Below are 23,065 nucleotides of genomic sequence, written 5' to 3'. Positions count from 1 at the left end.
CACCACACCCTCGACCGCCTCATCGACCACATCGCCCACATCGCCGCCATCGCCGGCATCGACCACGTCGGCCTCGGCCCCGACTTCGTCCGCGAGGTCATCCACGACACCACCCCACCCTGCTGCGAGGACACCGCCCCCGACGGACTCGACGCCACAGCCGCCATCCCCGGCCTGGCCGGACCCTCCGGTTTGCCTCTGGTGACAGAAACCCTGCTCAAACATGGATTCTCGGACGAAGAGATCGTCAAGATCCTCGGCGACAATGTCCTGCGGTTGTTCCGCTCCGAACTGGGAAGGCCCGCATGAACCTCGATCTGATGCTCGACGACCTGGAGGAACTCGTCGTCTGTGAATCCTTCTCCGCCGACCACGAGGCACTGGCCCGCAGTGCCGCCGTGGTCGCGGACCAGGGGTTCAGAAGGCTCGGCGCGCGCCCCGAGACGATCGTGATCGGCGGTGTCCCCCACCTGCGCTGGACCTTCGGCACGCCCAGGGTCCTGCTGGTCGGCCACCACGACACCGTCTGGCCGATCGGCACGCTGCGTGAGCACCCGTGGTCGCTCGACGACGGGATCGCCCGGGGTCCCGGTGTCTTCGACATGAAGGCCGGGCTGGTGCAGACCTTCCACGCCCTGGCCTCCCTGCCCTCACCCGAGGGGGTGTGCGTGCTGGTGACCGGGGACGAGGAGGTCGGTTCGCAGACCTCGCGCGAGCTGATCGAGGAGTCGGCGCGCGGGTGCGCCGCGACCTTCGTCCTTGAGGCGAGCGCGGACGGCGGCGCGCTCAAGACCGCGCGCAAGGGCACCTCCGACTACCGGATCACCGTGCACGGCAGGGCCGCCCACGCGGGTCTCGAACCGGAGAAGGGGGTCAACGCCGGAATCGAGCTGGCCCACCAGATCCTGGCGCTCAGCACGATGGGCGAGGGGCCGACGACGGTGACCCCGACCGTGCTGTCCGGCGGGACCACGGTCAACACGGTGCCCGCGACCGCGGGGGTCTCCGTGGACGTGCGGGTGCCGAGCGTCGCCGAGCAGGACCGGATCGACCGGCTGGTCCGTGAGCTGCTCCCCCGGGTTCCCGGGGCGCGGATCGAGGTGAGCGGGGGGCCGAACCGTCCTCCGCTTGAGGAGACGTCCTCGGCGCGGCTGTTCGAGCTGGCCTGCGCGATCGCCGCGGATCTCGGCATGGAGCCGCTGCGCGGGGCCGCGGTCGGCGGCGCCTCGGACGGCAACTTCACCGCCGGGGTCGGCTGCCCGACGCTCGACGGGCTCGGCGCGGTCGGCGGCGGCGCGCACGCGCCGCACGAGCACGTGATCGTCGGGGAGATGCCCGCGCGGACGAGACTGCTGGCCGGGCTGATCACCTCCGTGCTGAAGAACGAAACCGTCTGACGGGCCCGCGATCCCTGGGCCGCCGTGCCGGGCCGTCCCCCACGGCCCTCCGCGCGGACCAACACTCCGCAATGGAAGGGGTTCGGAACTTTGCCCCTCCTTGGCCATGAATGGCCAGGAAATGGCAATTAGTCCGCCTAGGAAGATCGTCGGACCTCGGGGGAAGCTGGCGTGGTCACCAAGGGCGCCTGGTCGGTGCGGACCCGGTTGACACTGATCGCCGTCACCGTGGCCGCCCTGTCCGGCCTCACCCTCGCCCTGGTCGCCACCTTCTCCCTGTACGGCCTGGCGGGCAGTTTCCGGGCCCAGGAGATCGCCAACGCCGCCCTGGAGACCATCAACCTGACCGTCCGGGAGCAGTTACCCGCCGGGCTGCCCCAGGGGACCCTGGACGGCGTCCAGGTGCTCGACCCGTCGGGCCAGGTCCTGTCCTCGACGCCCAACCTGCACGGAAAGCCGCGGATGGCGAACTTCGTCCCCCCGCCGGGAGAGGTCAGCGCGGACAGGCAGGTGTGCGACAGCCCCGAGTTCCCCGGCAGGTGCATGGTCGTCGTGGCCTTCCGGGTCCACCAGGCGGGCGGCGACTGGATCATCTACGCCGCCGACGACGTCGTTCCCTGGTACGTCCATCCCGGCCTGTTCGCCGGCATCGTCGGCGTCAGCGTGACGCTGGTGCTGCTGGCCGGGGTCGGCGCCTACCAGACGGTCAACAGGGCGCTGGCCCCGGTGGACTCGATCAGAGGCGAACTGGCGGAGATCACCGCGACCGACCTCGGCCGCCGGGTGCCCGTCCCGTCCGACTCGGGGGAGATCAAACAGCTGGCCATCACGATCAACCAGACGCTCGACCGGCTTGAGGCGGCGGCCGAGCAGCAGCGCAGGTTCGCCTCGGACGCCTCGCACGACCTGCGCAGCCCGCTGACCGCGATGCGGGCGCAGGTGGAGGAGGCACTGCACTACCCGGAGGACACCGACTGGAAGGCGAAGGCCGGGGAGATGCTCGCCAGCCTGGACCGGCTCCAGGCCATCGTCTCCGACCTGCTGATGCTGGCCAGGCTCGACTCCGGCGCGCCCATGGCCCGCCAGCCGGTCGACCTGGGCGAGCTGTGCCGGGAGGAGATGACCCGCCGCAGGCGCGGTGTCGAGATGAACTGCCGCGCGGAGCCCGGCGTCGTGGTGCAGGGCAGCCGCCTGCGGCTGGTGCGGCTGCTGACGAACCTGCTGGACAACGCGGAACGGCACGCGACCTCGCGGGTCACGGTGACCGTGGCCGCCCGGGGGGACACGGCCGTGCTCGAGGTGCTCGACGACGGCGCGGGGATCGCCCGTGACCAGTGGGAGGTGGTCTTCCGCCGCTTCGCCCGGCTCGACGCCTCACGTAACAGGGACGCCGGGGGCACCGGGCTGGGGCTGCCCATCGCCAGGGAGGTCGCCGAGGCGCACGGCGGAACCCTGGTGATCGAGGAGAGCGAGCGGGGTGCCCGGTTCGTCCTGCGCCTTCCCCTCAGCCGTTAACGGGCCCGGCGGGGCACCAGGACCAGGAGCATGGCCAGGGCGATCAGGCCGCCGCCGACCAGGACGGTCCAGGTGAGGCGTTCGCCGTACAGGGTGATGGCCAGGGCGGTGACCCAGAGGGGCTGGGCGGACAGGATCACCGCGGCGGGCGCGGCGGGCACGTGGGCCTGGCCGAAGGAGCGCGCCAGGAACCCCAGGGCGCAGGCCACGACCGACAGGTGGGCCATGGCGGCCCAGTCGGCGGCGGTCCGGGGCAGGGTGAGGCCGTCGGGCACGGCCAGCACCCCGGTCATGAGCGCGATGACGCCGAGCTGGATCACCGCGAGGGCGTAGGCGTCGCGTCCGGCGCCCTCGAAGTCGCCGAGCACGAGGGTGTGTCCCGCGTACAGCACGGCCGACAGCAGCGTGACGGCCAGGGCGAGCAGCGGTACCGACCCGCCCTCCGCCCCCCTGAGCAGGGTGAAGATCGTCATCGCGGCGGTGGCCAGCGCGACCGCGACCCAGGTGCGGAAGGGGACCTCCGCGCCGAGCAGGATCAGCCCGAGGACCGGGGTGATCACCACGTAGGAGCCGACGGTGAACCCGGAGACCGACGAGGGCAGGTCGTGCAGCGCGATCGCCTGCGCCGTCTGTCCCACACCGAACATCAGGCCGAGCAGGACGCCGGTCAGCCAGGTCTTCTCCGGCAGGCCGCGCAGGCAGCGTGGCCGCAGGGCGAGCAGGACGATCGCGGCGACGGCGTAGCGCTCGGTGAGCAGGTCCGCGACGGGTACGCGGGCCATGAGGTCCTTCATCAGCGGGAAGGCCGACCCCCAGGCGGCGCTGACGAACAACAGAAGCACGGCTCCCATGAGGGGGCGGGGAGCGGAGACCGCTGCCATGCCAGCAGCATTCCATTACGCCCAGCTACCGGAGGGACGCGTAGTCCGTGGTGGAGTGGCCCGAATACCACGTTGAGTGAATGACCTCACCCCGGAGTAAGGGTCCTGTCACCCCTCAACCCCCGACCGCCCCTCGGGCGCCCCTCGGCGCGGAGAACGTTGAACGCGGCCCGTCCGGTCACGGGGGTACCGAGCCGGAGGGCCGCCGGAGTCGCCGGGGGTTTCCCGGAGCGCGAATCCACTGGACACGGGCACGGGCCGTCCCGGCGCTCCACGCGGGTCCGAGGTCGTTGGACGGCGCGGTCACGGGGGACAGGCCGTGGCCCGTCGTGGCCCAGCAGAGCCACCCCCAACTAACTATCAGGAAACTTTCTTAAAAGAAAGCATTGACGGACCTGGTGGGAGCGCATAGTTTCCAAAATCAACAACCCGTGGGGGGCCTCGGGGTTGGGGTAACTGCTGTGTTTCCTCATTCGGAGGTAGCTCTCCCATGTCCTCACGCTTACGCGCGGGCCTCGCGGCGGCCGGTGCGTCGTTCGCCCTGATCGCCTGCGCGCTCGCAGGCACGGCCACCGCCGCGGCCGACGACACGTCGTGCCGCCCCGACGGTCTCTACACCACCCCGGGCCTCGACGTGCCCTACTGCCAGGTCTACGACGAGTCGGGCCGGGAGAAGATGGGCGCGGACCACCCGCGCCGCATCATCGGCTACTTCACGAGCTGGCGGACCGGCAAGAACGGCCAGCCCTCCTACCTGGCCAAGAACATCCCCTGGGACAAGGTCACCCACATCAACTACGCGTTCGCGCACGTTGGCGCGGACAACAAGATCTCGGTCGGCGGTGACGGGGCCGACAACCCCTCCACCGGCATGGAGTGGCCGGGGATCGACACCATGGACCCGGCGCTGCCCTACAAGGGGCACTTCAACCTGCTGAACAAGTACAAGAAGGCCAACCCGAACGTCAAAACGCTGATCAGCGTCGGCGGCTGGGCGGAGACCGGCGGGTACATCGACGACACGGGCGAGCGCAAGCCGTCGGGTGGCTTCTACACGATGACCACCAACGCCGACGGCTCGGCCAACACGGCCGGGATCAACGCCTTCGCCGACTCCTCGGTCGCCTTCATCAGGAAGTACGGCTTCAACGGCGTCGACATCGACTACGAGTACCCGACGTCGATGAAGGACGCGGGCAACCCGCTCGACTGGCAGGTCGGCAACGCCCGCCGCGCCTCGCTGATGAAGAACTACGCGGTGCTGATGAAGACGCTGCGTGACAAGCTCAACGCGGCCTCGGCCGCCGACGGCAAGTACTACCTGCTCTCGGTCGCCGCGCCCTCCTCCGGCTACCTGCTGCGCGGCATGGAGACCTTCCAGGTCACCCAGTACCTGGACTACGTCAACATCATGTCCTACGACCTGCACGGCGCCTGGAACGAGTTCGTCGGCCCGAACGCGGCCCTCTACGACGACGGCAAGGACGCCGAGCTGGCCAAGTGGAACGTCTACAACACCGAGGCGTACGGCGGCATCGGCTACCTCAACACCGACTGGGCCTACCACTACTTCCGCGGTGCGATGCAGGCGGGCCGGATCAACATCGGCGTGCCGTACTACACCCGGGGATGGCGCAACGTCACCGGCGGCACCAACGGCCTGTGGGGCATCTCCAAGAGCACCAGCGGCTGCCCGATCGGCCTGACCACCTGTGGTGACGGCGCGCGCGGCATCGACAACCTCTGGCACGACCTGGAGAACAACAGCGAGGTCGGCGGCGGCGGCAACCCGCTCTGGCACGCCAAGAACCTGCTGGACGGCCGCGCCGGATCGTACGGCCCCGCCTACGGTCTCGACCCCAACAAGGCCGACGACAAGCTGACCGGCACCTACACCCGCAACTACAACCCGACCCTGGTCGCGCCCTGGCTGTGGAACGACAGCAAGAAGGTCTTCCTGTCCATGGAGGACGACCAGTCCATCGGCGTCAAGGCCAACTACGTCAAGGACAAGGGCATCGGCGGCCTGATGATCTGGGAGTTGGCCGGCGACTACGCCTGGGACTCCGCCAAGGGCGAGTGGTTCATGGGCAACACGCTCACCAGCCAGGTCTACGACGCCTTCAAGACGGCCACGCCGTACGGCGCGACCCGGGCGAAGGTCAGCATCCCCAACGAGAAGCTCGACGTGAGCGTGGACATCAGCGGGTTCCCCTCCGGTGACAGCAACTACCCGATCACCGGCAAGCTGAAGGTCACCAACAACTCCAAGACCACGATCCCCGGCGGCGCCGAGTTCCAGTGGGACTACGCCAGCTCCGCTCCGAAGACGGCCAAGGACCAGTCCGGCTACGGCCTGACCGTGATCAGCAGCGAGCACGGCGGCGGCAACAACATCGGCGGCCTGAAGGGCGACTTCAACCGGATCTCCTTCAAGCTGAAGGCCAACGAGTCGCTGGCGCCCGGCGCGTCGCTGAGCATGGACTACGTCTACTACCTGCCCGCCCCGGCCCCGGCCAACTTCACCGTGAGCTTCGGCGGCAAGACCTACGGCCTGACCGGTGACTACGCCCGCGGCGGCGTGGTGGTCAACCCGACGCCGACGCCGACCGGCAGCGGCGGCCCCGGCGGCGACTGCTCGGCTCCCCCGTGGTCGGCCGGTGAGGTCTACAACGGCGGCGCCAAGGTCTCGCACAAGGGTCACCTGTGGCAGGCCAAGTGGTGGACCCAGAACAACGAGCCGGGCACCAACTCCGTCTGGACCGACCTCGGCGTCTGCGCGACCCCCACTCCGACCGTCACGCCCACCGTCACCCCGACCGTGACGCCCACCGTGACGCCCACCGTCACCCCGACGGTGACGCCCACCGTGACCCCGACGGTCACCCCGACCGTGACGCCCACCGTCACCCCGACCGTTACGCCCACCGTGACGCCCACTGTCACCCCGACGGTCACCCCGACCGGGAACTACCCGGCCTGGAAGGCGGGGACGTCCTACTCCTCCGGCACCCGGGTCACCTTCTCGGGCGTCAACTACGAGTGCCGCCAGGCGCACACCTCCGCCGTGGGATGGGAGCCCACGAACGTGCCCGCGCTCTGGCAGCGCCTGAACTAGCCACCTCTCCCATCGGCGCCCGGCGATCCATTCCTGCCACGGATCGCCGGGCGCCCCCGTCTTTTCCGCCGCCTGCGGCTGTTCCGTGGCCGATTCCCGCCCCCGCCCACCAAGATGGGAGCATTACCGGAACACGACGAACCCACAGGAAGGCCACGATCGGTGAGGCGGCTACTGACTGTCCTGCTGCTCACGGGCACCGTGCTCCTGAGCGTGGTCACCCCGGCGCGGGCCCACAACATCCTGGTCGGCAGCGACCCCGAGGACGGCGCCTCGCTGGCCACGGCCCCCGGGCGGATCACCCTGACCTTCGACCAGCCGGTACGGCAGGGCTTCGCGCAGATCAGCGTGACCGGTCCCGGCGAGACCCGCTGGGAGGAGGGCAAGACCGCCGTCTCCGGCGCGAAGGTGAGCGTCGGGGTCAGGCCGCTCGGCCCCGCCGGGCAGTACGTGGTGGGCTACCGCATCCTGTCCTCTGACGGCCACCCGGTCTCTGACAAGGTGACCTTCACCCTGACCGCGGCCGGCACCGGCTCCCCCGCGCAGGCCGCCCCAGGTGCCTCTGAGGCCTCCGGCGCCCCGGCCCAGGAGCTCGACCTGAGCGCCCAGGCCGCCGAGGCCGCGCAGAACGGCGGCGCCGGGATGGCCGTGCTGTGGATCGTGGCCGCCCTCGTCCTGCTCGGCGGTGCGACCGTCGTCGCGATGCGCCGCAGCGGAGGACGGGAGGAGACCCGGTGACCGCGACGCTGGAGCGCTCCTCGGAGGCCGGATCGGTCAGGAGGCTGGTGGCCGGTGGCTTCGTCTCCGGCGCGCTGCTGGCCGTACTGGCCGCGACGACGCTGACCGCGGAGGCCGCCGTGCCGGGCATCGCCGTGCCCGGCCCGGTCGTCGAGTACGGCCTGCCCGTGCTGCGGGTGCTGCTCGACCTGGCGGCGGTGGCGGTCGTCGGGCTCAGCGTGCTGCCGAGGATCCTCGGCTTCGACGACCCCGAGCGCACCGAACCGGTGATGCGCAGGGCCAGACCGGCCGCGGTGACGTTCGCCTGGGCGTGGGCGGTGCTGGCGCTGGTCGTCATCGTCTTCCAGACGGCCCAGCTCAACCCGGGGGCCGTCCCCACCCCGGCCGTGATCGCCTCATACGTCAGCGAGGTCGGCGCGGGCCAGGGGATGCTCTTCAGCGCCGCCTGCGCCCTCGCCTACGCGGGCGTCGGGCTGCTGGCCGTACGGTTCGGGGAGAAGGTGCCCGCCGAGCTGCGGATCGTGATCGCCTTCTTCGGGCTGCTGCCGATCCCCGTCACCGGGCACGCGGTGAACTCGATATGGCACGACCCGATCATGATCTCGATGGAGCTGCACGTGATGGGCTCCGCCGCGTGGACCGGCGGGCTGCTGGTCATCATGCTGCTGGTCGCGCGGGACCGTGAGCTGCTGGCCGGGGTCCTGCCCAGGTTCTCCAGGCTGGCGACGCTGGCCCTGGTGCTGGTGAGCGTCTCCGGGCTGGTCAACGGCCTGGCCTCGATGGCCCTGACCCAGGGGGTCGAGTTGCCCGGGGCCCTGCTCGACGGGCACTACGGGCTGCTGGTGATCGCCAAGGCCGTGTGCGTGGGGCTGCTGATCCCGTTCGCCGCCCACATCAGGTTCCGCCTGCTGCCGCGCATCGCCGCGCGGCAGGGGACGGCCGTCGTCGCGTGGGCGGCGGCGGAACTCACCGTGATGGGTCTGGCCTACGGGTTCGCGGTCGCCCTGACCACGGCCTCCATGTCCTGAGCCCGGAGCCTGAAGCGGGTCAGCGCCCACTCGGCGCCCAGCCAGAGCACCGCCAGCAGGACCCCGCCCGCCGCCAGGACCATCGGTGAGACCAGCGGCGGGGTGAGGTAGGCGGCGCTCTGCAGGCGCAGCGCCTGGCCCACTACGACGGTGACCGCGAGCGATCCGGCCAGCGCCCGCAGCACCGGGTTCCTGATCAGGAACGCCAGGTCGACCATGAGCGCCCCGGCGATCAGGAAGACGGGCACCGCCGAGCGCGGGAAGCCCGTCACGGCGAGCAGCGGCCAGATGACGGCGCGGTAGGCGACGTAGGAGGCGGCGACGGCGGTCGCGGTGAGGACGCGTCCCGTCATCGCGCGGGCGACGACCAGGACGATCATGGCCGCGGCCACCCCGTAGACCGGGTAGAGCTCGTCCGGCACCGGGAGCGAGAACTTGACCACCATGTCCCGGTCAATGGCGCGGCCCATCTGGTCGGCGGCGAACTGCAGCAGGATGGGTTCGGCCTCGGGCCGGCCCCGGTCCCAGGCGGCGATGCCGAACACGCCGTACTCCTGGTGCTGGGCCGGGAACCAGACGTTCTCCAGCAGGAAGACGCCCAGGGCGCCGAGGACCAGTGTGCGGGTGCGCCCGGGAGGCGCCCCCGTGAACCATCCCCTGGTCACACCGGAGACCATCAGCAGCGTGCCGATGTAGAGCATCATGTGCGACGGGCTCCACGAGGTGATGTCGAGCCCGTTGACGCGGTGGTTGATCAGGTCCAGCGGGACGGCGATGAGGAAGACCGCGGTTCCCCAGCCGATGAGCCGCTGCGCGGTCCTGTCCACGCCGTAACCGGTGTAGAGGTGGATGATCGTGAGCGTGAGCGCGATGGCGGTGCCGACGCTGTTGAGCAGGTGCGGCGGCGCCAGGTCGTCACGGAGCCACTTGAAGTGCCAGGAGACGTCCCAGGAGGCGCCCAGGACCTTGAAGGAGAAGGCGACCAGCCAGCCGAAATAGAGCACCCGGAACAGGTCCTCCGGGGTCTGCCTGCCCGCTTTTCCCCTGGTCCAGTAGGGCAGGGCCCACTGGATGGCCTGTGTGGCGCTTCGTTTTGGACTCACGACGAACTTCACGCGCGAAATGATGCCCGTCCTTTACCTTGGTCCGCAATCAGGAACATCCCTGAGAGATCGGCAGGGGTTAGTCCCATACGAAGATGCTTGCACCCTTCAGGGGCTTTTGTCGCCACTTGCCCCCTATGTTCTCACTGTCGGACCGTCTCAGGTCGCTCTCAGGCTGCCCTCAGTAAGCTCGCCGCATGAAGCTCGCGGGCAAGCCTGTCGCCGGAATCACGCTGGTCACCGTACTGGTGGCCGCCGTGATCACCTGGGTCCTGTGGCCGTCGGCCCAGGGGACACACCCCCGGGAACAGAGCGTCACGGTGCTCGACGGTCCCCGTGACGACCAGCAGGTCACGCTGGACGCCACGTTCTTCCCGCCCGCCGGGGGTGGCAGGGCCCCCACGGTGCTGCTGGCCCACGGCTTCGGCGGCAGCAAGGAGAGCGTGCGCGAGGCGGCCGTACGGCTGGCCGGGGAGGGCTACGCCGTACTGACCTGGTCCGCCCGTGGCTTCGGCCGCTCGACGGGACAGATCGCGCTCAACTCCCCCGACTACGAGGTCAAGGACGTGCGGCAGCTCCTCGACTGGCTGGCCAGGCGGCCCGAGGTCAGTCTCGACGCGGCCGGAGACCCGAAGGTCGGCGTCGCGGGAGGCTCATACGGCGGCGCCATCGCGCTGATGGCCGCCGCGTACGACAACCGGATCGACGCGATCGTCCCCCAGATCACCTGGCACGACCTGGCCGACGCGCTGTTCCCCGAGGCGGGCGGGCGGGGCCCGCTGAACGGGGTGTTCAAGCGGATGTGGGCCGGACTGTTCTTCAGCAGGGGCGGCACCTCCCCCGCTCCCGGCCCGCTGCGGGGCGCCACCCCCACCGGCGAGGCGCCTCCGGCGAGCGCGCAGGAGGTCAGGTGCGGCCGGTTCCTGCCCGAGTTGTGCGACGTCTACCAGCGGATCGCCGAGACGGGCCGGGCGACACCGGAGGCGATCGAGACCCTGCGCAGGTCGAGCCCCGTCTCCGTGCCCGGCAGGATCAAGGTCCCCACGCTGCTGCTCCAGGGGACGCGTGACTCGCTCTTCCCCCTGGGCCAGGCCGACGCCAACGCCAGGGCCGTGGCCGCGACCGGCGCCCCGGTGGCCGTCGCCTGGTTCGACGGCGGCCACGACGGCGGCGACGGCGAGGCCGACTGGATCCACGAGCGGACCACCGCCTGGTTCGCCCGCTATCTGAAGGGGGATGCCGGGCAGGCCACCGTCCCGTTCACCGTCACCCGCGACGGCGGGCGCGACCCGGGCACCCGCCGTCCCGTCCAGTTGCACGCCACCGCCCCCGCCTACCCCGGCCTGTACGGCGCCGCGACGACCCAGGTCGCCCTGACCGGGCCCGCCCAGCCGGTCGCCAACCCGCCGGGCGGCTCCCCCTCCTCGATCTCCTCCGTCCCCGGGTTCGGCGGCCTCGGCGGTTCGCCCGGGGTGAGCCTGTCCACCGAGATGGCGGGCCAGAGCGCCCACTTCGACTCCGCCCCGCTCACCGCCCCGCTCCAGGTCACCGGCAGCTCGACGGTCCGGGTCCGGGTGCGGGCCGAGGGCACCGGAGGCACCGGAGGCACCGGAGGCAAGGTCTCCGAGGAGGGCGTGACGCTGTTCGCCAAGCTCTACGACGCCGGACCGGGTGGCCAGGCCCCGATCCTGCCCGACGGCCTGGTGGCCCCGGTGCGCGTCGCCCTCTCCCCGGACGGTACGGGCGAGGCCACCGTCGCGCTGCCCGCCGTCGACCACCGCTTCGACGCCGGGCACCGGCTGCGGGTCGCCTTCACCACGACCGACCTCGGCTACAGCACCCCGGCCGCCCCTGCCGTCTACCAGGTGGAGCTGGCCGCGCCCACGCTGACCGTCCCGGTGGACGCCGCGCTGCGGACCCCGCAGAACGGCCCGTCCTGGTGGACGTGGGCGCTGCCCGCAGCCGCCGTCGTGGCCGCCGCGGTCCTGCTGCTCACCGGGCGCAGGCGCCGCCGTACGGACCACGATCCGTCCCTGGCCGACGTCCCGCTGCGGATCGACGGCCTGACCAAGGCCTACCGCAACGGCGAACGGGCGGTCGACGACCTGTCCTTCACCGTGGAACGCGGCCAGGTGCTCGGCCTGCTGGGCCCGAACGGGGCGGGAAAGACAACGACCATGCGGATGATGATGGGCCTGATCCACCCCGACGCGGGCGAGATCAGGATCTTCGGCCACCGGATCTCCCCCGGCGCCGCCGTGCTGTCGCGGCTGGGGTCGTTCGTCGAGGGGCCCGGCTTCCTGCCGCACCTGACGGGACGGGCCAACCTGGAGCTCTACTGGAAGGCGACCGGCCGCCCGGAACACGACGCGCACTTCGCCGAGGCCCTGGAGATCGCCGGGCTCGGCGCCGCGCTGGACCGGGCGGTCCGGACCTACTCCCAGGGCATGCGCCAGCGCCTGGCCATCGCCCAGGCCATGCTCGGCCTGCCCGACCTGCTGGTGCTCGACGAACCGGCCAACGGCCTCGACCCGCCGCAGATCAGGGAGATGCGCGAGGTGCTGATCGCCTACGCGGCGCGGGGCCGTACGGTCATCGTCTCCAGCCACCTGCTGGCCGAGGTCGAGCAGACCTGCAGCCACGTGGTGGTCATGCGCCGGGGACGCCTGGTCACCGCGGGCCCGGTGCGCGACCTGCTGGGCGAGCACACCTCGGGTGGCTCGGGTGGCGGCTCCGGCAGCCGCCTTGAGGACGTGTTCCTTGACCTGATCGGGGAGAAGGCATGAGCGAGATCCTGACGCGGACCGGTTCGCCGGTCGAGGAGGTCCCCGAGGGCCCGGGGCGGGGCGAGGGCCAGGCGGCCGGTTACCTGCCCGGCCGTACGCTGCCGCTGTCGGTCGAGTTCGCCAGGCAGCTCAGGCGGCGCCGCACACTGGTGATGTTCGGCCTGCTGCTGGCGTTGCCGTGGATCCTGGTGGCCGCCTTCCAGCTCGGCGCCGGGTCCGGTCAGCCCTCCGGGGTGCCGCGCCTGTCCGACCTGGCGACCGAGGGCGGCCTGAACTTCGCGGCGTTCGCGCTGTCGGTCTCGGCGAGCTTCCTGCTGGCGGTGGCGGTCGCGCTGTTCTGCGGCGACACGGTGGCCAGTGAGGCGAGCTGGTCCTCGCTGCGTTACCTGCTGGCCGCCCCGGTCCCCCGCGACCGGCTGCTGCGGCAGAAGCTGGTGGTCGCCCTGACCTACTCGGCGGCGGCGGTCGTCTGCCTGCCGGCGATGGCGTTGCTCGCCGGGACCCTGGTGTTCGGCTGGCACGACGTGCGGGTGCCGGGCACCGGCGAGACGGTCGCCGCCCTGGACGTGCTGCCCCGCTTCGGAGTCGTGGTCGGCTACGTGCTGGTCAGCCAGTTCGTGGTCGCCGCGCTCGCCTTCCTGCTCTCGGTCGGCACGGACTCGCCCCTGGGCGCCGTCGGCGGAGCGGTCGGCCTGGTGATCGTCAGCGGCATCCTGCAGGCGGTCGACGCCCTCGGCTCGCTGCGGGAGTTCCTGCCGACGTTCTGGAGCACGGCGTGGCTGGACGCCCTCGCGCCGCAACCCGACTACGGCGGCATGGTCAAGGGCGTGGCCGTCTCGGTCACCTACTCGGTGGTCCTGGTCGCCCTCGCCTTCCGCCGGTTCCGGCGCAAGGACGTGGTTTCGTGATCCCCGGCCGCTCCTACCAGTGGGGCGGCCGGTCCTCCAGAAGCCTGTCGTCGTCGCTGGGCTCACGCCAGGTGCCCCAGCCGATGTCGGTGTCGTCCCCTGTCTGGTCAGGCAGGATCGGCGGGCCGTCGTCGGAGAGATCGACGGGACGCAGATCGTCGGGATGCAGGTCGTCGGGCTCAAGCGAAGTCACGGGTCCATGCTAGCCAGCGTCGCGCCGACTCCTCCGCGCCACGAGCTGACGGATGGGGAAACTCCTGCCCGCTTTGCGGCCTCAGGGACAGCCGGCCGCCCGGACGGGTACGATTCGGATGGTCAGGTGTCAAGCTACCCCCGTGAGGCGGCCATGGCAGCGCCATCAGGATGGCGGCGAGACGGCAATCTCCCGAACGAGCTCACCAGCTTCGTCGGGCGCACCAGGCTCCTGACCATCCTGCGGCAACGGCTGCGCGAGCACCGCCTCGTCACCGTGACCGGCATCGGCGGGGTCGGCAAGTCGCGTACGGCGCTGCGCATCGCGCACCAGATGCGCGACCAGTTCAAGGACGGCGTCTGGTTCGCCGACATCGCCAGGCAGCGTGACCCGAGGATGCTCAGGCACACGATCAACTCGGCCCTGGGCATCGCCGACCAGTCGTCGCGCTCCGCCGAGGAGGCGCTGGTCGAGTGGCTGAACGACCGCGAGGTCCTGCTGGTCATCGACGCCTGCGAGCATGTCGACTCGGCCTGCGCCGAGCTCTTCGAGGAGCTGCTGACCCGCGCGAGCGGCCTGACCATCCTGGCGACCAGCCGTCACTCGCTCAACGCCAGGGGCGAGCACACGGTCACCGTCCCGCCGCTGACGGTGCCGGGCAGCGTGCCGGGCGAGAACGTCTTCACCAACGAGGCCCTGCTGCTGTTCGCCGCGCGGGCGAGCGCGGTGGTGCCCGGCTTCGAGCTCGACGAGCGCAACGTCGGCTCCGTCAGCGAGCTGTGCCGTCGTCTCGACGGCATCCCGCTGGCCATCGAGCTGGCGGCGGTGCGGCTGCGGGCGCTGTCCGTCGAGCAGATGCTCGACCTGCTGGCCGACCGGTTCAGCCTGCTGGCGGGCGCCAGCCGTACGGCGCTGCCCAGGCACCAGACGCTGCGTGCGGCGATCGGCTGGAGCCACGAGCTGTGCGAGCCCGCCGAACGACTGTTATGGGCGCGGCTTTCGGTGTTCGCGGGCGACTTCGAGCTGGACGCCGTCCACTACGTCTGCGCCGGGGACAACCTTCCCCACGAGACGATCGTGGACCTCATCAGCAGCCTGGTCGAGAAGTCGATCCTGCTGAGCGACGGCACCCCGTCCGGGCACCGCTACCGGCTGATCGACACGCTGCGCGACTACGGCGAGGAGTGGCTCAAGCACCTCGACGAGCGGGAGCGCATCAGGGAACGGCACCGCGACTACTACCTGCAGCTGGCCTACCGGAGCGAGGAGGCCTGGTCGGGTCCCCGTCAGGTCTACTGGCACGTCCGGATGCGTCACGAGCACGACAACATCAGGGTCGCCCTCGACTACTGCCTGAACACCCCGGGTCAGGTGCTCTCCGGGCTGAAGCTGCTGTCGTCGCTGTGGTTCATGTGGGTGGCCTGCGGGCTGGCGCGCGAGGGCAGGCTCTACCTTGAGAAGACCCTGGAGCTCTCGCCCGAGCCGAGTCCCGAGCGTTGCAAGGCGTTGTGGGTGCTCTCCTACATCCACAGCGCCCAGGGCGACATCACCGGCGCCATCGCGGCGGCCGAACAGTGCAGCGCGGACGCGGTGCGTGTCGGCGACTCGGGCGCGGTGATCCTGGCCACCAAGATGCTCGGCACGGCCGCCTTCCTCCAGAACGACCTGCACAAGGCCAGCGCGCTGCTCGGCGTCGCCATCGAGTTCCACAAGAGCGGCCGGGAGCTGAACCCCGGTCTGCTGCCCTCGATCGTCGAGCTGTCGATGGTGCTGCTCATGCAGGGTGACCCCGGCGAGGCCGAGACGCTGCTGCGCGACTGCATCACCGTGTGCACCCAGCGCGGTGAGCTGTGGCTGCGTTCCTACGCCATCTACGCGCTGGCCAGCGTCCACCAGGCGATGGGCCAGACCACCGAGGCCATGACGAACGCGCGTGAGGCGCTGCGTCTCAAGCGTTACTTCCACGACGTCCTGGGCATCGGCCTGGCGATCGAGGTGGTCGCCAGGCAGGCGCTTGAGGCCGGTCAGCCGGAGCTGGCCTCGCGCCTGATGGGCGGTGGCCAGGCGAACTGGCGCACGTTCGGGATGCCCCAGCTCGGTTCGCCCTTCTTCAACGCCGAGCACGACCGCTGCGTCAAGGAGTGCAAGAGCCTGCTGGGTGAGCAGGAGCACGAGAAGGCCTTCGCCGCGGGCAAGAAGCTGGGTCTGGAGGAGCTGATCGAGCTCGCACTCGGAGAGCAGGAGAGCGACGACCGGCTCCCCCAGGACTGAGCGCTCGGTTCACTCCTCGGCGATCCGCTGCCGCCAGGCCATCGTGTAGCGGGAACTGGTCAGTGAGTAGTCGACGCTTCCGCTGATCCAGAACTCCAGGCCGCGCACGTACGCGTGCACCGCCTCCGAGCCGAGTGCCTCCAGCGTGGGGCGCCGCTCGATCATGTCGGTTATGGCCTTGTTGCGCATCATGCCGATCCGCTCCATCGCGGCCTGCCTGGAGACCCCGCCGTGTACGGCCAGCACGTTCACCAGGTTGTTCCTGGCGTTGCCGCTCTCGCTCTCCTTGGCGTAGGAGATGAGGTCGTTGTCCCACACGACGACGTCGTTGGCGCTCTCGGTGATCGCGCGCACGGCGGGGTGCCGCCACTCGGCGGGGGTCAGGCGATGGCCCGCGGCGATGTCGATCAGGGCGAAGACCGTGAGCATGGCACCGGTCCTGCGCCGCATGAACAGGTAGTCCTCGATGGAGGGGACCACCTCGTCCTCGCGGTTGGCCGCCTCCCAGACCTGCGCGAAGAGGTAGTCCTTCGTGACGGAGCACCAGCGGTCGAGCTGGTCGCCGTCGGCGTGCGCGGAGATCCTGTTCTTGATCTCCAGCAGCATCCTGGCGAATCTGTCGTCGACCTCGTATCCACCGTCCAGTCCTTCGAGGACGGCGTAGAACTGGGGCAGCGCGCGGGCTATCTCGGCGGCTCTGCGGTCGGACTCGCAGAAGGCGTCGTCGAAGGCGAACAGCCACACGCACCAGTCGGTCACCAGGCGGAGCAGGTCGTGCTCCGCGTAGGGGTAGGTCCGGCCACTCAGCCAGCCGTACCTCGCCTGTCTGTAGCGCTCGACCGTTTCGGCGTCCTTGAGCATTCCCGAGGCGATGAGCCAGTCCAGGGTCTCCCGGTCGACTCTCTCGACGTGGGGACTCACCTCACTCGGGAAGGGGCAGGGCAGCGGGGGGATGTGCAGACGCCGATCGGACTGAGGTGTAGTAGTAGTTCCCACCTGTCAAGGATCCCCGAACGCCACATGATTTCAATATGTCGCCATATAGGAGACATCACTAATCAGGGTAACGTTCGAACCATTTCAGATACTGCTCGTGGCCGAACATCCGGGCGGTCTCCCGCGCGGACGGGGTCCCCTGGTCAGGATCGGCGCCCGCGTCCAGAAGCGCCTTGATCACCTCGGGCTCCTTCTTGAAGACCGCTCCGGACAGCGGGGTCTGGCCCCGGTCGTTCGCCCGGCCGGGATCGGCGCCGAGGGCGGTCAGCGCCCTGACGGTCTCGGCGTGGCCGTGGTAGGCGGCGAGCATCACCAGGGTGTCGCCCCTGTCGTTGGTCAGGTTGGCCGGCACCCCGGCCTCGACGTACGCGCGGAGTCTGTCGGTCTCACCAGCCCTGGCCAGGTCGAACAGGCGGGTGGCGAACTCCTCCAGCTCAGGGTCGGACTGCATGGGAACCATTCTGCCCCGGTAGGGTTCCCAGTGATCGCCGGGGTGCGTGGAATTCACCGGACGGCCCAGGGGTTCATGCTGTGGAGAGACGACCGACGAAAGGCTGGGAGACGGTGTTCGACCCGACGGATCTCTACCGGCTCAGCGGAGAGATCCCTGAACTGACCGATCCGGTGCTTCTCTACCACTTCGACGGGTTCGTAGACGCGGGCGGCGCCGGACGGCTCGCCCTCGGTCACCTGCTGGGCGAGCTTGAGCACCGCGTCGTGGCCACGTTCGACGTGGACCGCCTGCTCGACTACCGGTCCCGGCGCCCGATCATGACCTTCGACACCGACCGCTGGGTGTCCGTGGAGAGCCACGAGCTCGCCCTGCACCTGGTCCACGACACGACGGGAACCCCGTTCCTGCTGCTCACCGGCCCCGAGCCGGACCGCGAGTGGGAGCTGTTCACCGAGGCCGTCGGCACGCTCGTCACCAGGCTCGGCATCGGCAGGCTGGTGACCCTGCACGGCATCCCGATGGCCGTGCCGCACACCCGTCCGCTCGGGATCACCGGCCACGCCAGCCGTCCCGAGCTGGTCTCCGGCCACAACAGCGCCTTCGGCAGGGTCCAGGTCCCCGGGAGCGCGGCCGCGCTGGTGGAGTTCCGGCTCGGCGCCCGGGGGCACGACACCCTGGGTTACGCCGTGCACGTCCCGCACTACCTCGCCCAGGCGGAGTACCCCGCGGCGGCCCTGACGGCGCTGGAGGCGGTCACCAGGAGCACCGGCCTGGTGTTCCCGCTGGACGGCCTGCGTGAGGCGGCGGCCAGGACCGACAGCGAGATCGCCGAGCAGATCAGCGCCTCCGAGGAGCTCTCGACGGCCATCACCGGCCTGGAGCAGCAGTACGACGCCTTCGCGGCGGGCGCGCAGCGCGAGAACCTGATGGCCGAGTCCTCCGAGATGCCGACCGGCGACGAGCTCGCCGCCCAGTTCGAGGCCTTCCTCGCCGAGCGTGACGAGCAGCGCGGTGACTGACCGGGCCCGGCGGGTGCCCGGCGATGGGTGAGACGGTGCCCGCCCTGCGCGTCGGTCTCGCCGGGTACGGCGTCGCCGGGGCGCTCTTCCACGCCCCGCTGATCGCCGCGACCCCCGGCCTGAGCCTGTCCGCCGTGGTGACACGCTCTCCGGAACGGGCCGCCGAGGTCGCCAGGAAGTACGGCGCGCGGGCGGTCGGCGACGCCGCGGAACTGTGGGGCGTCTGCGACCTGGTGGTGGTCGCCTCCCCCAACCGCACCCACGTCCCGCTGGCCGAGGCGGCGCTGCGCGCGGGGGTGCCGGTCGTGGTCGACAAGCCGCTGGCGGCGACCGCGGCGCAGGCCCGGGGGCTGGCGGAGCTGGCGCGTGAGCGCGGCCTGATGCTGACCGTGTTCCAGAACCGGCGCTGGGACGGCGACTTCCTGACGATCCGGCGGTTGCTGTCGTCGGGGGAGCTCGGCACGGTGAACCGCCTGGAGTCCCGGTTCGAGCGGTGGCGGCCCGTGCCGAAGGGCGGCTGGCGTGAGTCGGGCGGCGCCGAGGAGGTGGGTGGCCTGCTGTACGACCTCGGCAGCCATCTGGTGGACCAGGCGCTGAGCCTGCTCGGCCCGGTGACGCGTGTCTACGCCGAGTCCGACGCCCGGCGGCCCGGGGTCGCCGCCGACGACGACACCTTCGTCGCGCTGACGCACGTCTCGGGCGCCCGCTCCCATCTGTGGATGAGCGCGCTCTCACCCATGCCCGGCCCGCGTTTCCTGGTCGCGGGCTCACGGGCCGGATACTCCAAGCACGGTCTCGACGTGCAGGAGGAACGGCTGCGCGCCGGGCTCTCCCCGAGCGTCCCCGGCTTCGGCGACGAGCCGCCGCAGCGGTGGGGCACGATGGGGGCCGGTGACGACCTCCATCCGGTCCGCACCGAACCCGGCGCCTATCTCGACTTCTACCGTGGCGTCGTGGCGAGCCTGCGCGAGGGGGCGCCCGCGCCGGTCGACCCCGAGGAGGCGATCGAGACCCTCACCGTCCTTGAGGCCGCCCGCCGCTCGGCCACGGAGGGCCTGGTCGTCGGGCTCTAGTCCCGCAGGCGTGCGCGCAGGGCTCCGGTGTCGTCCTCGTTCCATCCCTGGGCGCCCAGCCAGGTCAGCGGGCCGCCGAACCGGTTGTCGAGCACGTCGAGGAACTGCTGGATGTACTCCGCGCGCGGCCGGTGGTCGGAGTCCGGACGGGAGTCGAGGTCGGCACGGTAGGTGGGGCTGGAACGCAGGCGCGCCAGGATGTGGTCGATGCGGTCGCCGGTGGCGACGTAGTCGGCGACGATCGCCTCCCGGGTGACCCCGGCGACCTCAAGGGCGAGGGCGGTGACCACGCCGGTGCGGTCCTTGCCCGCCGCGCAGTGCACGATGGCGGCGCCGTCGTCGTGGGCCAGGGCCCGCAGCGCGGCCACGACCGAGTCGGGGCGCTCGCGAAGGTAGCCGTAGTAGTAGCCGGTCACCCGCAGTTCGGCGAGGGTGTCCTCGTCCATCTCCTGCCAGGGAAGCACCCGGTCCGCGTCGATCCTGTCGGCGTCGACGTCGGTGTTCACGCCGCCCTCGGCGAAGAGGGTGAGATGGTGGATGCTCACCTCGGGGAAGCGGGTGAGCGGTCCAGGGCCCTCCAGGGTCACCTCGGCCACCGAGCGCAGGTCGACGACGTGGCGAAGTCCGAGGTCGCCGACGAGCAGGCCGAGGTCGCGTTCCGTCAGCGCCTGCAGGTTGTCCGACCGGTACACCCGGCCGAAGCGTGTGGTCCCGCCGTCCTTCGTCGCGAGCCCGCCGAGGTCGCGCACGTTGACGGCACCGTCAAGATGAATCCATCGCGTCAGTTCGTTCATCACTGCTGAGCTTATACGTCAAGGTATGACCAAGCAGTGAACGTCTGGGGCAGATTGCCGCAAATGACAACCCCCATTGGGCGATGTCCTTTCCCGGGATACCGTCGCGCCGAATACCGCCCTCAGGAGGTCGCCTGCCCCAGGCACTCCTGCGCCCTGCGGAGGAGTTCGAGCACCCGGCCCACACCCCCCTGGTTGCCGAGGCTGCGGTAGATGTCCTGGGCCTGTTCGAGCAGGGGCAGGGCCGCCTCGCAGTCGCCCGCCTCCAGGTGCGTCTCGCCGAGGTAGCGCAGGCTCCTGGCCATCCACCAGCGGTCGCCCAGTTCCTCGAACTGCCGTACGGCCCGCGTCAGCGCCTGCTGCGCCTCCCCGGTACGGCCCAGCCTGCCGTGGGCGCGTCCCGCGGAAAGCTCGGCCCTGGCCACGCCCCAGGAGTCGCCGAGCGCGGTCAGCATCTCGGCGGCCCGCCGTACGTAGATCAGCTCGCGCAGTCCGTTGGCCGGGTTGCCCACCTCGCCGGCCGCGCGCAGGCACCTGGCCTCCTCCCACAGCTCTCCGCGCAGCCGGAACATCTCCGCGGCCCGGTCCAGGCTGAACCCGGCCCGGGTGAAGTTCTCCCCTGCGGCCTTGGCCTCTCCCTGGCTCTCCAGCGCCCGCGCGGTCGCGCCGAGCACCTCGCCGTAGACACGCAGGGTCTGCGCCTCCGAGTAGCGGTTACGGTCGTGCTGGAAGACCGCCAGGGCGTCCTCAAGCGGCTCTGCGGCCTCCTCCGGCCTGCGCTGGGCGAGTCTGAGCTCGGCCAGGTTGCGCTGGCTCCTGGCCGTCCACCAGCGGTCGTCCTCCGCCTTGAACGCGGCGATCGCCTCGTTCAGGTAGCCCTGGGCCCGGTCGAGGTTGCCGTCGTTGAACAGGGTCATGCCGACCGAGCGCATCGCCCGCGCCGCCCACCACGACTCCCCCAGCTCGGTGAAGATGTCCAGTGCCCTCTCGGCGTCCTGCCTGGCGCTGTCGCGGCCGCCCTGCCCGCCGGCGACCGCGGCCCGGTCCAGCAGCGCGATGCCCAGGGCCCGCCGGTCGTCCAGCCGGGTCGCGGCCTCGCAGACGATCTCGGCGACCGCGCGCCAGTCGGACCAGTAGGCCCGCAGCGAGTGGCACAGCGAGCAGAAGGCACGGCCCAGGCTCCAGGCCAGCTCCCACATCTCCAGGCTCTTCGCCTGGTGGATCATGGCGACCAGGGTGCGGCGCTCGGCGTTGAGCCAGTCGGCGGCCGAGGCCTGGGTCAGCTCACCCGAGACGGCCAGGTCCGCCCGCCTGCCGCTGCGACCCCAGTCCTGCGGCCACCGGGCCACCGCGGCGCCCTCGGCCCGGCGTCGGTAACCGGACAGCACCCGTTCGATGGCCGCCCTTCTCTGCACGTCGTCGTCACGGGCGAAGGTCACCTCGCGAGCGAAGATCCGGACCAGGTCGTGCAGGCGGTAGCGCATCGCGCCGGAGAAGTCGACGCCTGCGGAGTCGGCGAGCTGGGCGTCGATGAGCGCCTCAAGCTGGTCGGCCCCCTCAAGCTCCGAGGCCGCCAGCAGCTCTCCGGGCACCCAGCCGGGCACGTCGGGGGCGGTGAGCAGGCTGAGCATGCGCAGCAGGCGGCGCTGGATGCCGGTGCAGTCGTCGTAGCTGAGCTGGAGCGAGGCCCGCACGCTCCGGTCCTGCCCGCCGCGCAGTTCGAGCTGGTCCAGGCGGCGCCGTTCGTCCCTGAGGCGGTCGGCCAGCTGGCGCAGGGTCCAGTTCTCCCGGGTGGCCAGGCGCCCGCCGCAGATGCTGATGGCCAGCGGGAGGTGGTCGCACATCCGTACGATCTCGTCGGCCGCCTCAAGGTCTGCGGCGACCCGCTCGCCTCCGGCCAGCCTGGCCAGCAGTTCGACGCCCTGCGCCGAGCTGAACACCGACAGCTGTTTGTCGTAGGCGTTGAGCAGGAACAGCGGGTTCCTGGAGGTGACCATGACCACACATCCGGGGTCGGCCGGGATCAGGTCCCTGACCTGGCTCGCCTCCTGGGCGTTGTCCAGGCCGATCAGGATGCGCTTGCCCTTGGTCCAGGTCAGCCAGAGCCTGCGCAGCTCGGTCAGGCCCCCGGGGTCGGTGGTCAGCCGCACGCCCAGCGCGCGCAGGAAGCCGATCAGCACCTCCTCCGGGCGGACCGGCGCCTCGATCGTGCCGCGCAGGTCGGCGTGGAGCCTCCCGTCGGGGAAGCGGTCGGCGACCTCCTGGCCGAACCTGGCGATGAGCGCGGACTTGCCCACCCCGCCTCTGCCGTACACCGAGATGACCAGCGGCGCGAGGGGCTCGGTGCGGGAGCGGTCGCGGTGGCGTTCGGTGAACACCCGGCGCAGTTCGGCCAGTGACTCCACGCGCCCGGTGAAGTGCGCCGGCCTCGGCGGCCACTGGTCGGGCGGGCGCCAGAACGCCCCGTCGTCCGCGACGGTCTCCTCCCGGCGCGGTCTTGAGGTCGCCCAGGCGATCGCCCCGGCCAGCATGCCGGAGACCATGACGATCGCGGCCCTCCACCACGGTGAGAGGGAGACCACGTCCGGCAGCGCCGTCAGGACGCTGGCGCCGGTGGCGGCGATCGCCAGCGCCGCCGGGGCCGCCAGCGGTATCCGTCGCCTCGGCGAGGCGGTGTCACGACGAGCAGGCACCTTCGGCGGACCGGGCATTCACACCCTCCGGAGAGAAGCACACCACGGCGCGGCCCCCCGACTCAGCCGACGCGTCGTCTCTGCCTCGATTCAACCAG

Annotated in this window: 18 protein-coding genes; 11 read left to right on the top strand and 7 right to left on the bottom strand. The window is 71.0% G+C overall.

Annotated features, from left to right (window positions below):
- From ABZ463_RS39595 to ABZ463_RS39585, 3 genes are all read left to right on the top strand, one after another.
- Positions 1-309 (top strand): membrane dipeptidase (locus ABZ463_RS39595; RefSeq protein WP_362784897.1); only part of this gene is annotated, 309 nt, incomplete at its 5' end.
- Entirely contained in the window at positions 306-1,397 is a 1,092-nt protein-coding gene (locus ABZ463_RS39590; RefSeq protein WP_352016430.1) for a M20 family metallopeptidase, read from the top strand. The genes ABZ463_RS39595 and ABZ463_RS39590, both read left to right, overlap by 4 nt.
- A 171-nt stretch (positions 1,398-1,568) precedes the next feature.
- Positions 1,569-2,912: a HAMP domain-containing sensor histidine kinase gene (locus ABZ463_RS39585; protein ID WP_352016431.1), complete on the top strand. Its 1,344-nt coding sequence runs from the start codon at positions 1,569-1,571 to the stop codon at positions 2,910-2,912.
- On the opposite strand, the gene ABZ463_RS39580 is transcribed toward ABZ463_RS39585, so the two are convergent.
- Positions 2,909-3,793 carry a DMT family transporter gene (locus ABZ463_RS39580; RefSeq protein ID WP_362784894.1) on the bottom strand — a complete coding sequence of 295 codons (885 nt, stop codon included), beginning with the start codon at positions 3,791-3,793 and terminating at the stop codon, positions 2,909-2,911. The genes ABZ463_RS39585 and ABZ463_RS39580 overlap by 4 nt on opposite strands.
- Positions 3,794-4,283: 490 nt before the next feature.
- Between ABZ463_RS39580 and ABZ463_RS39575 the strand changes: the two genes are divergently transcribed.
- The 3 genes from ABZ463_RS39575 to ABZ463_RS39565 all read left to right on the top strand — a co-directional run bounded on the left by ABZ463_RS39575 (position 4,284) and on the right by ABZ463_RS39565 (position 8,677).
- Positions 4,284-6,911, top strand: a complete 2,628-nt coding sequence (locus tag ABZ463_RS39575; RefSeq protein WP_362784891.1) for a glycosyl hydrolase family 18 protein — start codon at positions 4,284-4,286, stop codon at positions 6,909-6,911.
- Between the two features lie 162 nt (positions 6,912-7,073).
- A complete protein-coding gene (locus ABZ463_RS39570; protein WP_362784889.1) occupies positions 7,074-7,649 on the top strand; it encodes a copper resistance CopC family protein in 576 nt (191 codons plus the stop codon).
- Positions 7,646-8,677 (top strand): CopD family protein, encoded by a 1,032-nt coding sequence (locus tag ABZ463_RS39565; protein ID WP_362784886.1) that lies wholly within the window; start codon positions 7,646-7,648, stop codon positions 8,675-8,677. The genes ABZ463_RS39570 and ABZ463_RS39565 overlap by 4 nt, the downstream gene beginning before the upstream one ends.
- Here the strand turns inward: ABZ463_RS39565 and ABZ463_RS39560 are convergent.
- Positions 8,635-9,792, bottom strand: coding sequence for a hypothetical protein (locus tag ABZ463_RS39560; RefSeq protein ID WP_352016436.1), 1,158 nt, complete (start codon positions 9,790-9,792; stop codon positions 8,635-8,637). The two genes, ABZ463_RS39565 and ABZ463_RS39560, sit on opposite strands and share 43 nt — an antisense overlap.
- Before the next feature lie 185 nt (positions 9,793-9,977).
- On the opposite strand from ABZ463_RS39560, the gene ABZ463_RS39555 reads away from it, so the two are divergent.
- Both ABZ463_RS39555 and ABZ463_RS39550 read left to right on the top strand, forming a co-directional pair.
- Positions 9,978-12,566, top strand: coding sequence for an alpha/beta fold hydrolase (locus ABZ463_RS39555; RefSeq protein WP_362784882.1), 2,589 nt, complete (start codon positions 9,978-9,980; stop codon positions 12,564-12,566).
- Complete coding sequence (locus tag ABZ463_RS39550; RefSeq protein WP_352016438.1) at positions 12,563-13,474, top strand: ABC transporter permease subunit; 912 nt, start codon at positions 12,563-12,565, stop codon at positions 13,472-13,474. The genes ABZ463_RS39555 and ABZ463_RS39550 overlap by 4 nt, the downstream gene beginning before the upstream one ends.
- Before the next feature lie 13 nt (positions 13,475-13,487).
- On the opposite strand, the gene ABZ463_RS39545 is transcribed toward ABZ463_RS39550, so the two are convergent.
- Positions 13,488-13,667, bottom strand: a complete 180-nt coding sequence (locus ABZ463_RS39545) for a hypothetical protein (RefSeq protein WP_352016439.1) — start codon at positions 13,665-13,667, stop codon at positions 13,488-13,490.
- Positions 13,668-13,820: 153 nt separating this feature from the next.
- Between ABZ463_RS39545 and ABZ463_RS39540 the strand changes: the two genes are divergently transcribed.
- Positions 13,821-15,938: an AAA family ATPase gene (locus ABZ463_RS39540; protein WP_352016440.1), complete on the top strand. Its 2,118-nt coding sequence runs from the start codon at positions 13,821-13,823 to the stop codon at positions 15,936-15,938.
- A 9-nt stretch (positions 15,939-15,947) separates the two neighbouring features.
- Here ABZ463_RS39540 and ABZ463_RS39535 read toward each other — a convergent pair whose 3' ends face one another.
- Complete coding sequence (locus tag ABZ463_RS39535) at positions 15,948-16,859, bottom strand: 4-epi-cubebol synthase (RefSeq protein WP_362784878.1); 912 nt, start codon at positions 16,857-16,859, stop codon at positions 15,948-15,950.
- A 133-nt stretch (positions 16,860-16,992) separates the two neighbouring features.
- On the bottom strand, positions 16,993-17,394 hold the full coding sequence (locus ABZ463_RS39530; RefSeq protein WP_352016442.1) for an ankyrin repeat domain-containing protein: 402 nt from the start codon (positions 17,392-17,394) through the stop codon (positions 16,993-16,995).
- A gap of 104 nt (positions 17,395-17,498) precedes the next feature.
- Here ABZ463_RS39530 and ABZ463_RS39525 point away from each other — a divergent pair, with 104 nt between their 5' ends.
- Positions 17,499-18,407 (top strand): PAC2 family protein, encoded by a 909-nt coding sequence (locus ABZ463_RS39525; protein WP_352016476.1) that lies wholly within the window; start codon positions 17,499-17,501, stop codon positions 18,405-18,407.
- Positions 18,408-18,430: 23 nt separating this feature from the next.
- Positions 18,431-19,480 carry a Gfo/Idh/MocA family oxidoreductase gene (locus ABZ463_RS39520; RefSeq protein ID WP_362784875.1) on the top strand — a complete coding sequence of 350 codons (1,050 nt, stop codon included), beginning with the start codon at positions 18,431-18,433 and terminating at the stop codon, positions 19,478-19,480.
- On the opposite strand, the gene ABZ463_RS39515 is transcribed toward ABZ463_RS39520, so the two are convergent.
- Positions 19,477-20,274 (bottom strand): tyrosine-protein phosphatase, encoded by a 798-nt coding sequence (locus tag ABZ463_RS39515; RefSeq protein ID WP_362784872.1) that lies wholly within the window; start codon positions 20,272-20,274, stop codon positions 19,477-19,479. The two genes, ABZ463_RS39520 and ABZ463_RS39515, sit on opposite strands and share 4 nt — an antisense overlap.
- A 122-nt stretch (positions 20,275-20,396) precedes the next feature.
- Positions 20,397-22,985 (bottom strand): tetratricopeptide repeat protein, encoded by a 2,589-nt coding sequence (locus tag ABZ463_RS39510; protein ID WP_352016445.1) that lies wholly within the window; start codon positions 22,983-22,985, stop codon positions 20,397-20,399.
- Between the last annotated feature and the right edge of the window lie 80 nt (positions 22,986-23,065).

Source organism: Streptosporangium sp. NPDC020145 (assembly GCF_040631275.1).
In the GTDB taxonomy this organism is placed as follows: domain Bacteria; phylum Actinomycetota; class Actinomycetes; order Streptosporangiales; family Streptosporangiaceae; genus Streptosporangium.
The sequence above is the reverse complement of the archived record's forward strand: the minus strand, read 5'-3'. Positions and strand labels throughout refer to the sequence as shown.

What these genes read in the sequence shown, in the direction of transcription:
- ABZ463_RS39590 (WP_352016430.1), top strand. Translation starts at nt 306, where the DNA reads ATGAACCTCGATCTGATGCTCGACGACCTGGAGGAACTCGTCGTCTGT.
- ABZ463_RS39580 (WP_362784894.1), bottom strand. Translation starts at nt 3,793, where the DNA reads ATGGCAGCGGTCTCCGCTCCCCGCCCCCTCATGGGAGCCGTGCTTCTG.
- ABZ463_RS39575 (WP_362784891.1), top strand. Translation starts at nt 4,284, where the DNA reads ATGTCCTCACGCTTACGCGCGGGCCTCGCGGCGGCCGGTGCGTCGTTC.
- ABZ463_RS39555 (WP_362784882.1), top strand. Translation starts at nt 9,978, where the DNA reads ATGAAGCTCGCGGGCAAGCCTGTCGCCGGAATCACGCTGGTCACCGTA.
- ABZ463_RS39550 (WP_352016438.1), top strand. Translation starts at nt 12,563, where the DNA reads ATGAGCGAGATCCTGACGCGGACCGGTTCGCCGGTCGAGGAGGTCCCC.
- ABZ463_RS39540 (WP_352016440.1), top strand. Translation starts at nt 13,821, where the DNA reads ATGGCAGCGCCATCAGGATGGCGGCGAGACGGCAATCTCCCGAACGAG.
- ABZ463_RS39530 (WP_352016442.1), bottom strand. Translation starts at nt 17,394, where the DNA reads ATGGTTCCCATGCAGTCCGACCCTGAGCTGGAGGAGTTCGCCACCCGC.
- ABZ463_RS39520 (WP_362784875.1), top strand. Translation starts at nt 18,431, where the DNA reads ATGGGTGAGACGGTGCCCGCCCTGCGCGTCGGTCTCGCCGGGTACGGC.
- ABZ463_RS39515 (WP_362784872.1), bottom strand. Translation starts at nt 20,274, where the DNA reads ATGAACGAACTGACGCGATGGATTCATCTTGACGGTGCCGTCAACGTG.
- ABZ463_RS39510 (WP_352016445.1), bottom strand. Translation starts at nt 22,985, where the DNA reads ATGCCCGGTCCGCCGAAGGTGCCTGCTCGTCGTGACACCGCCTCGCCG.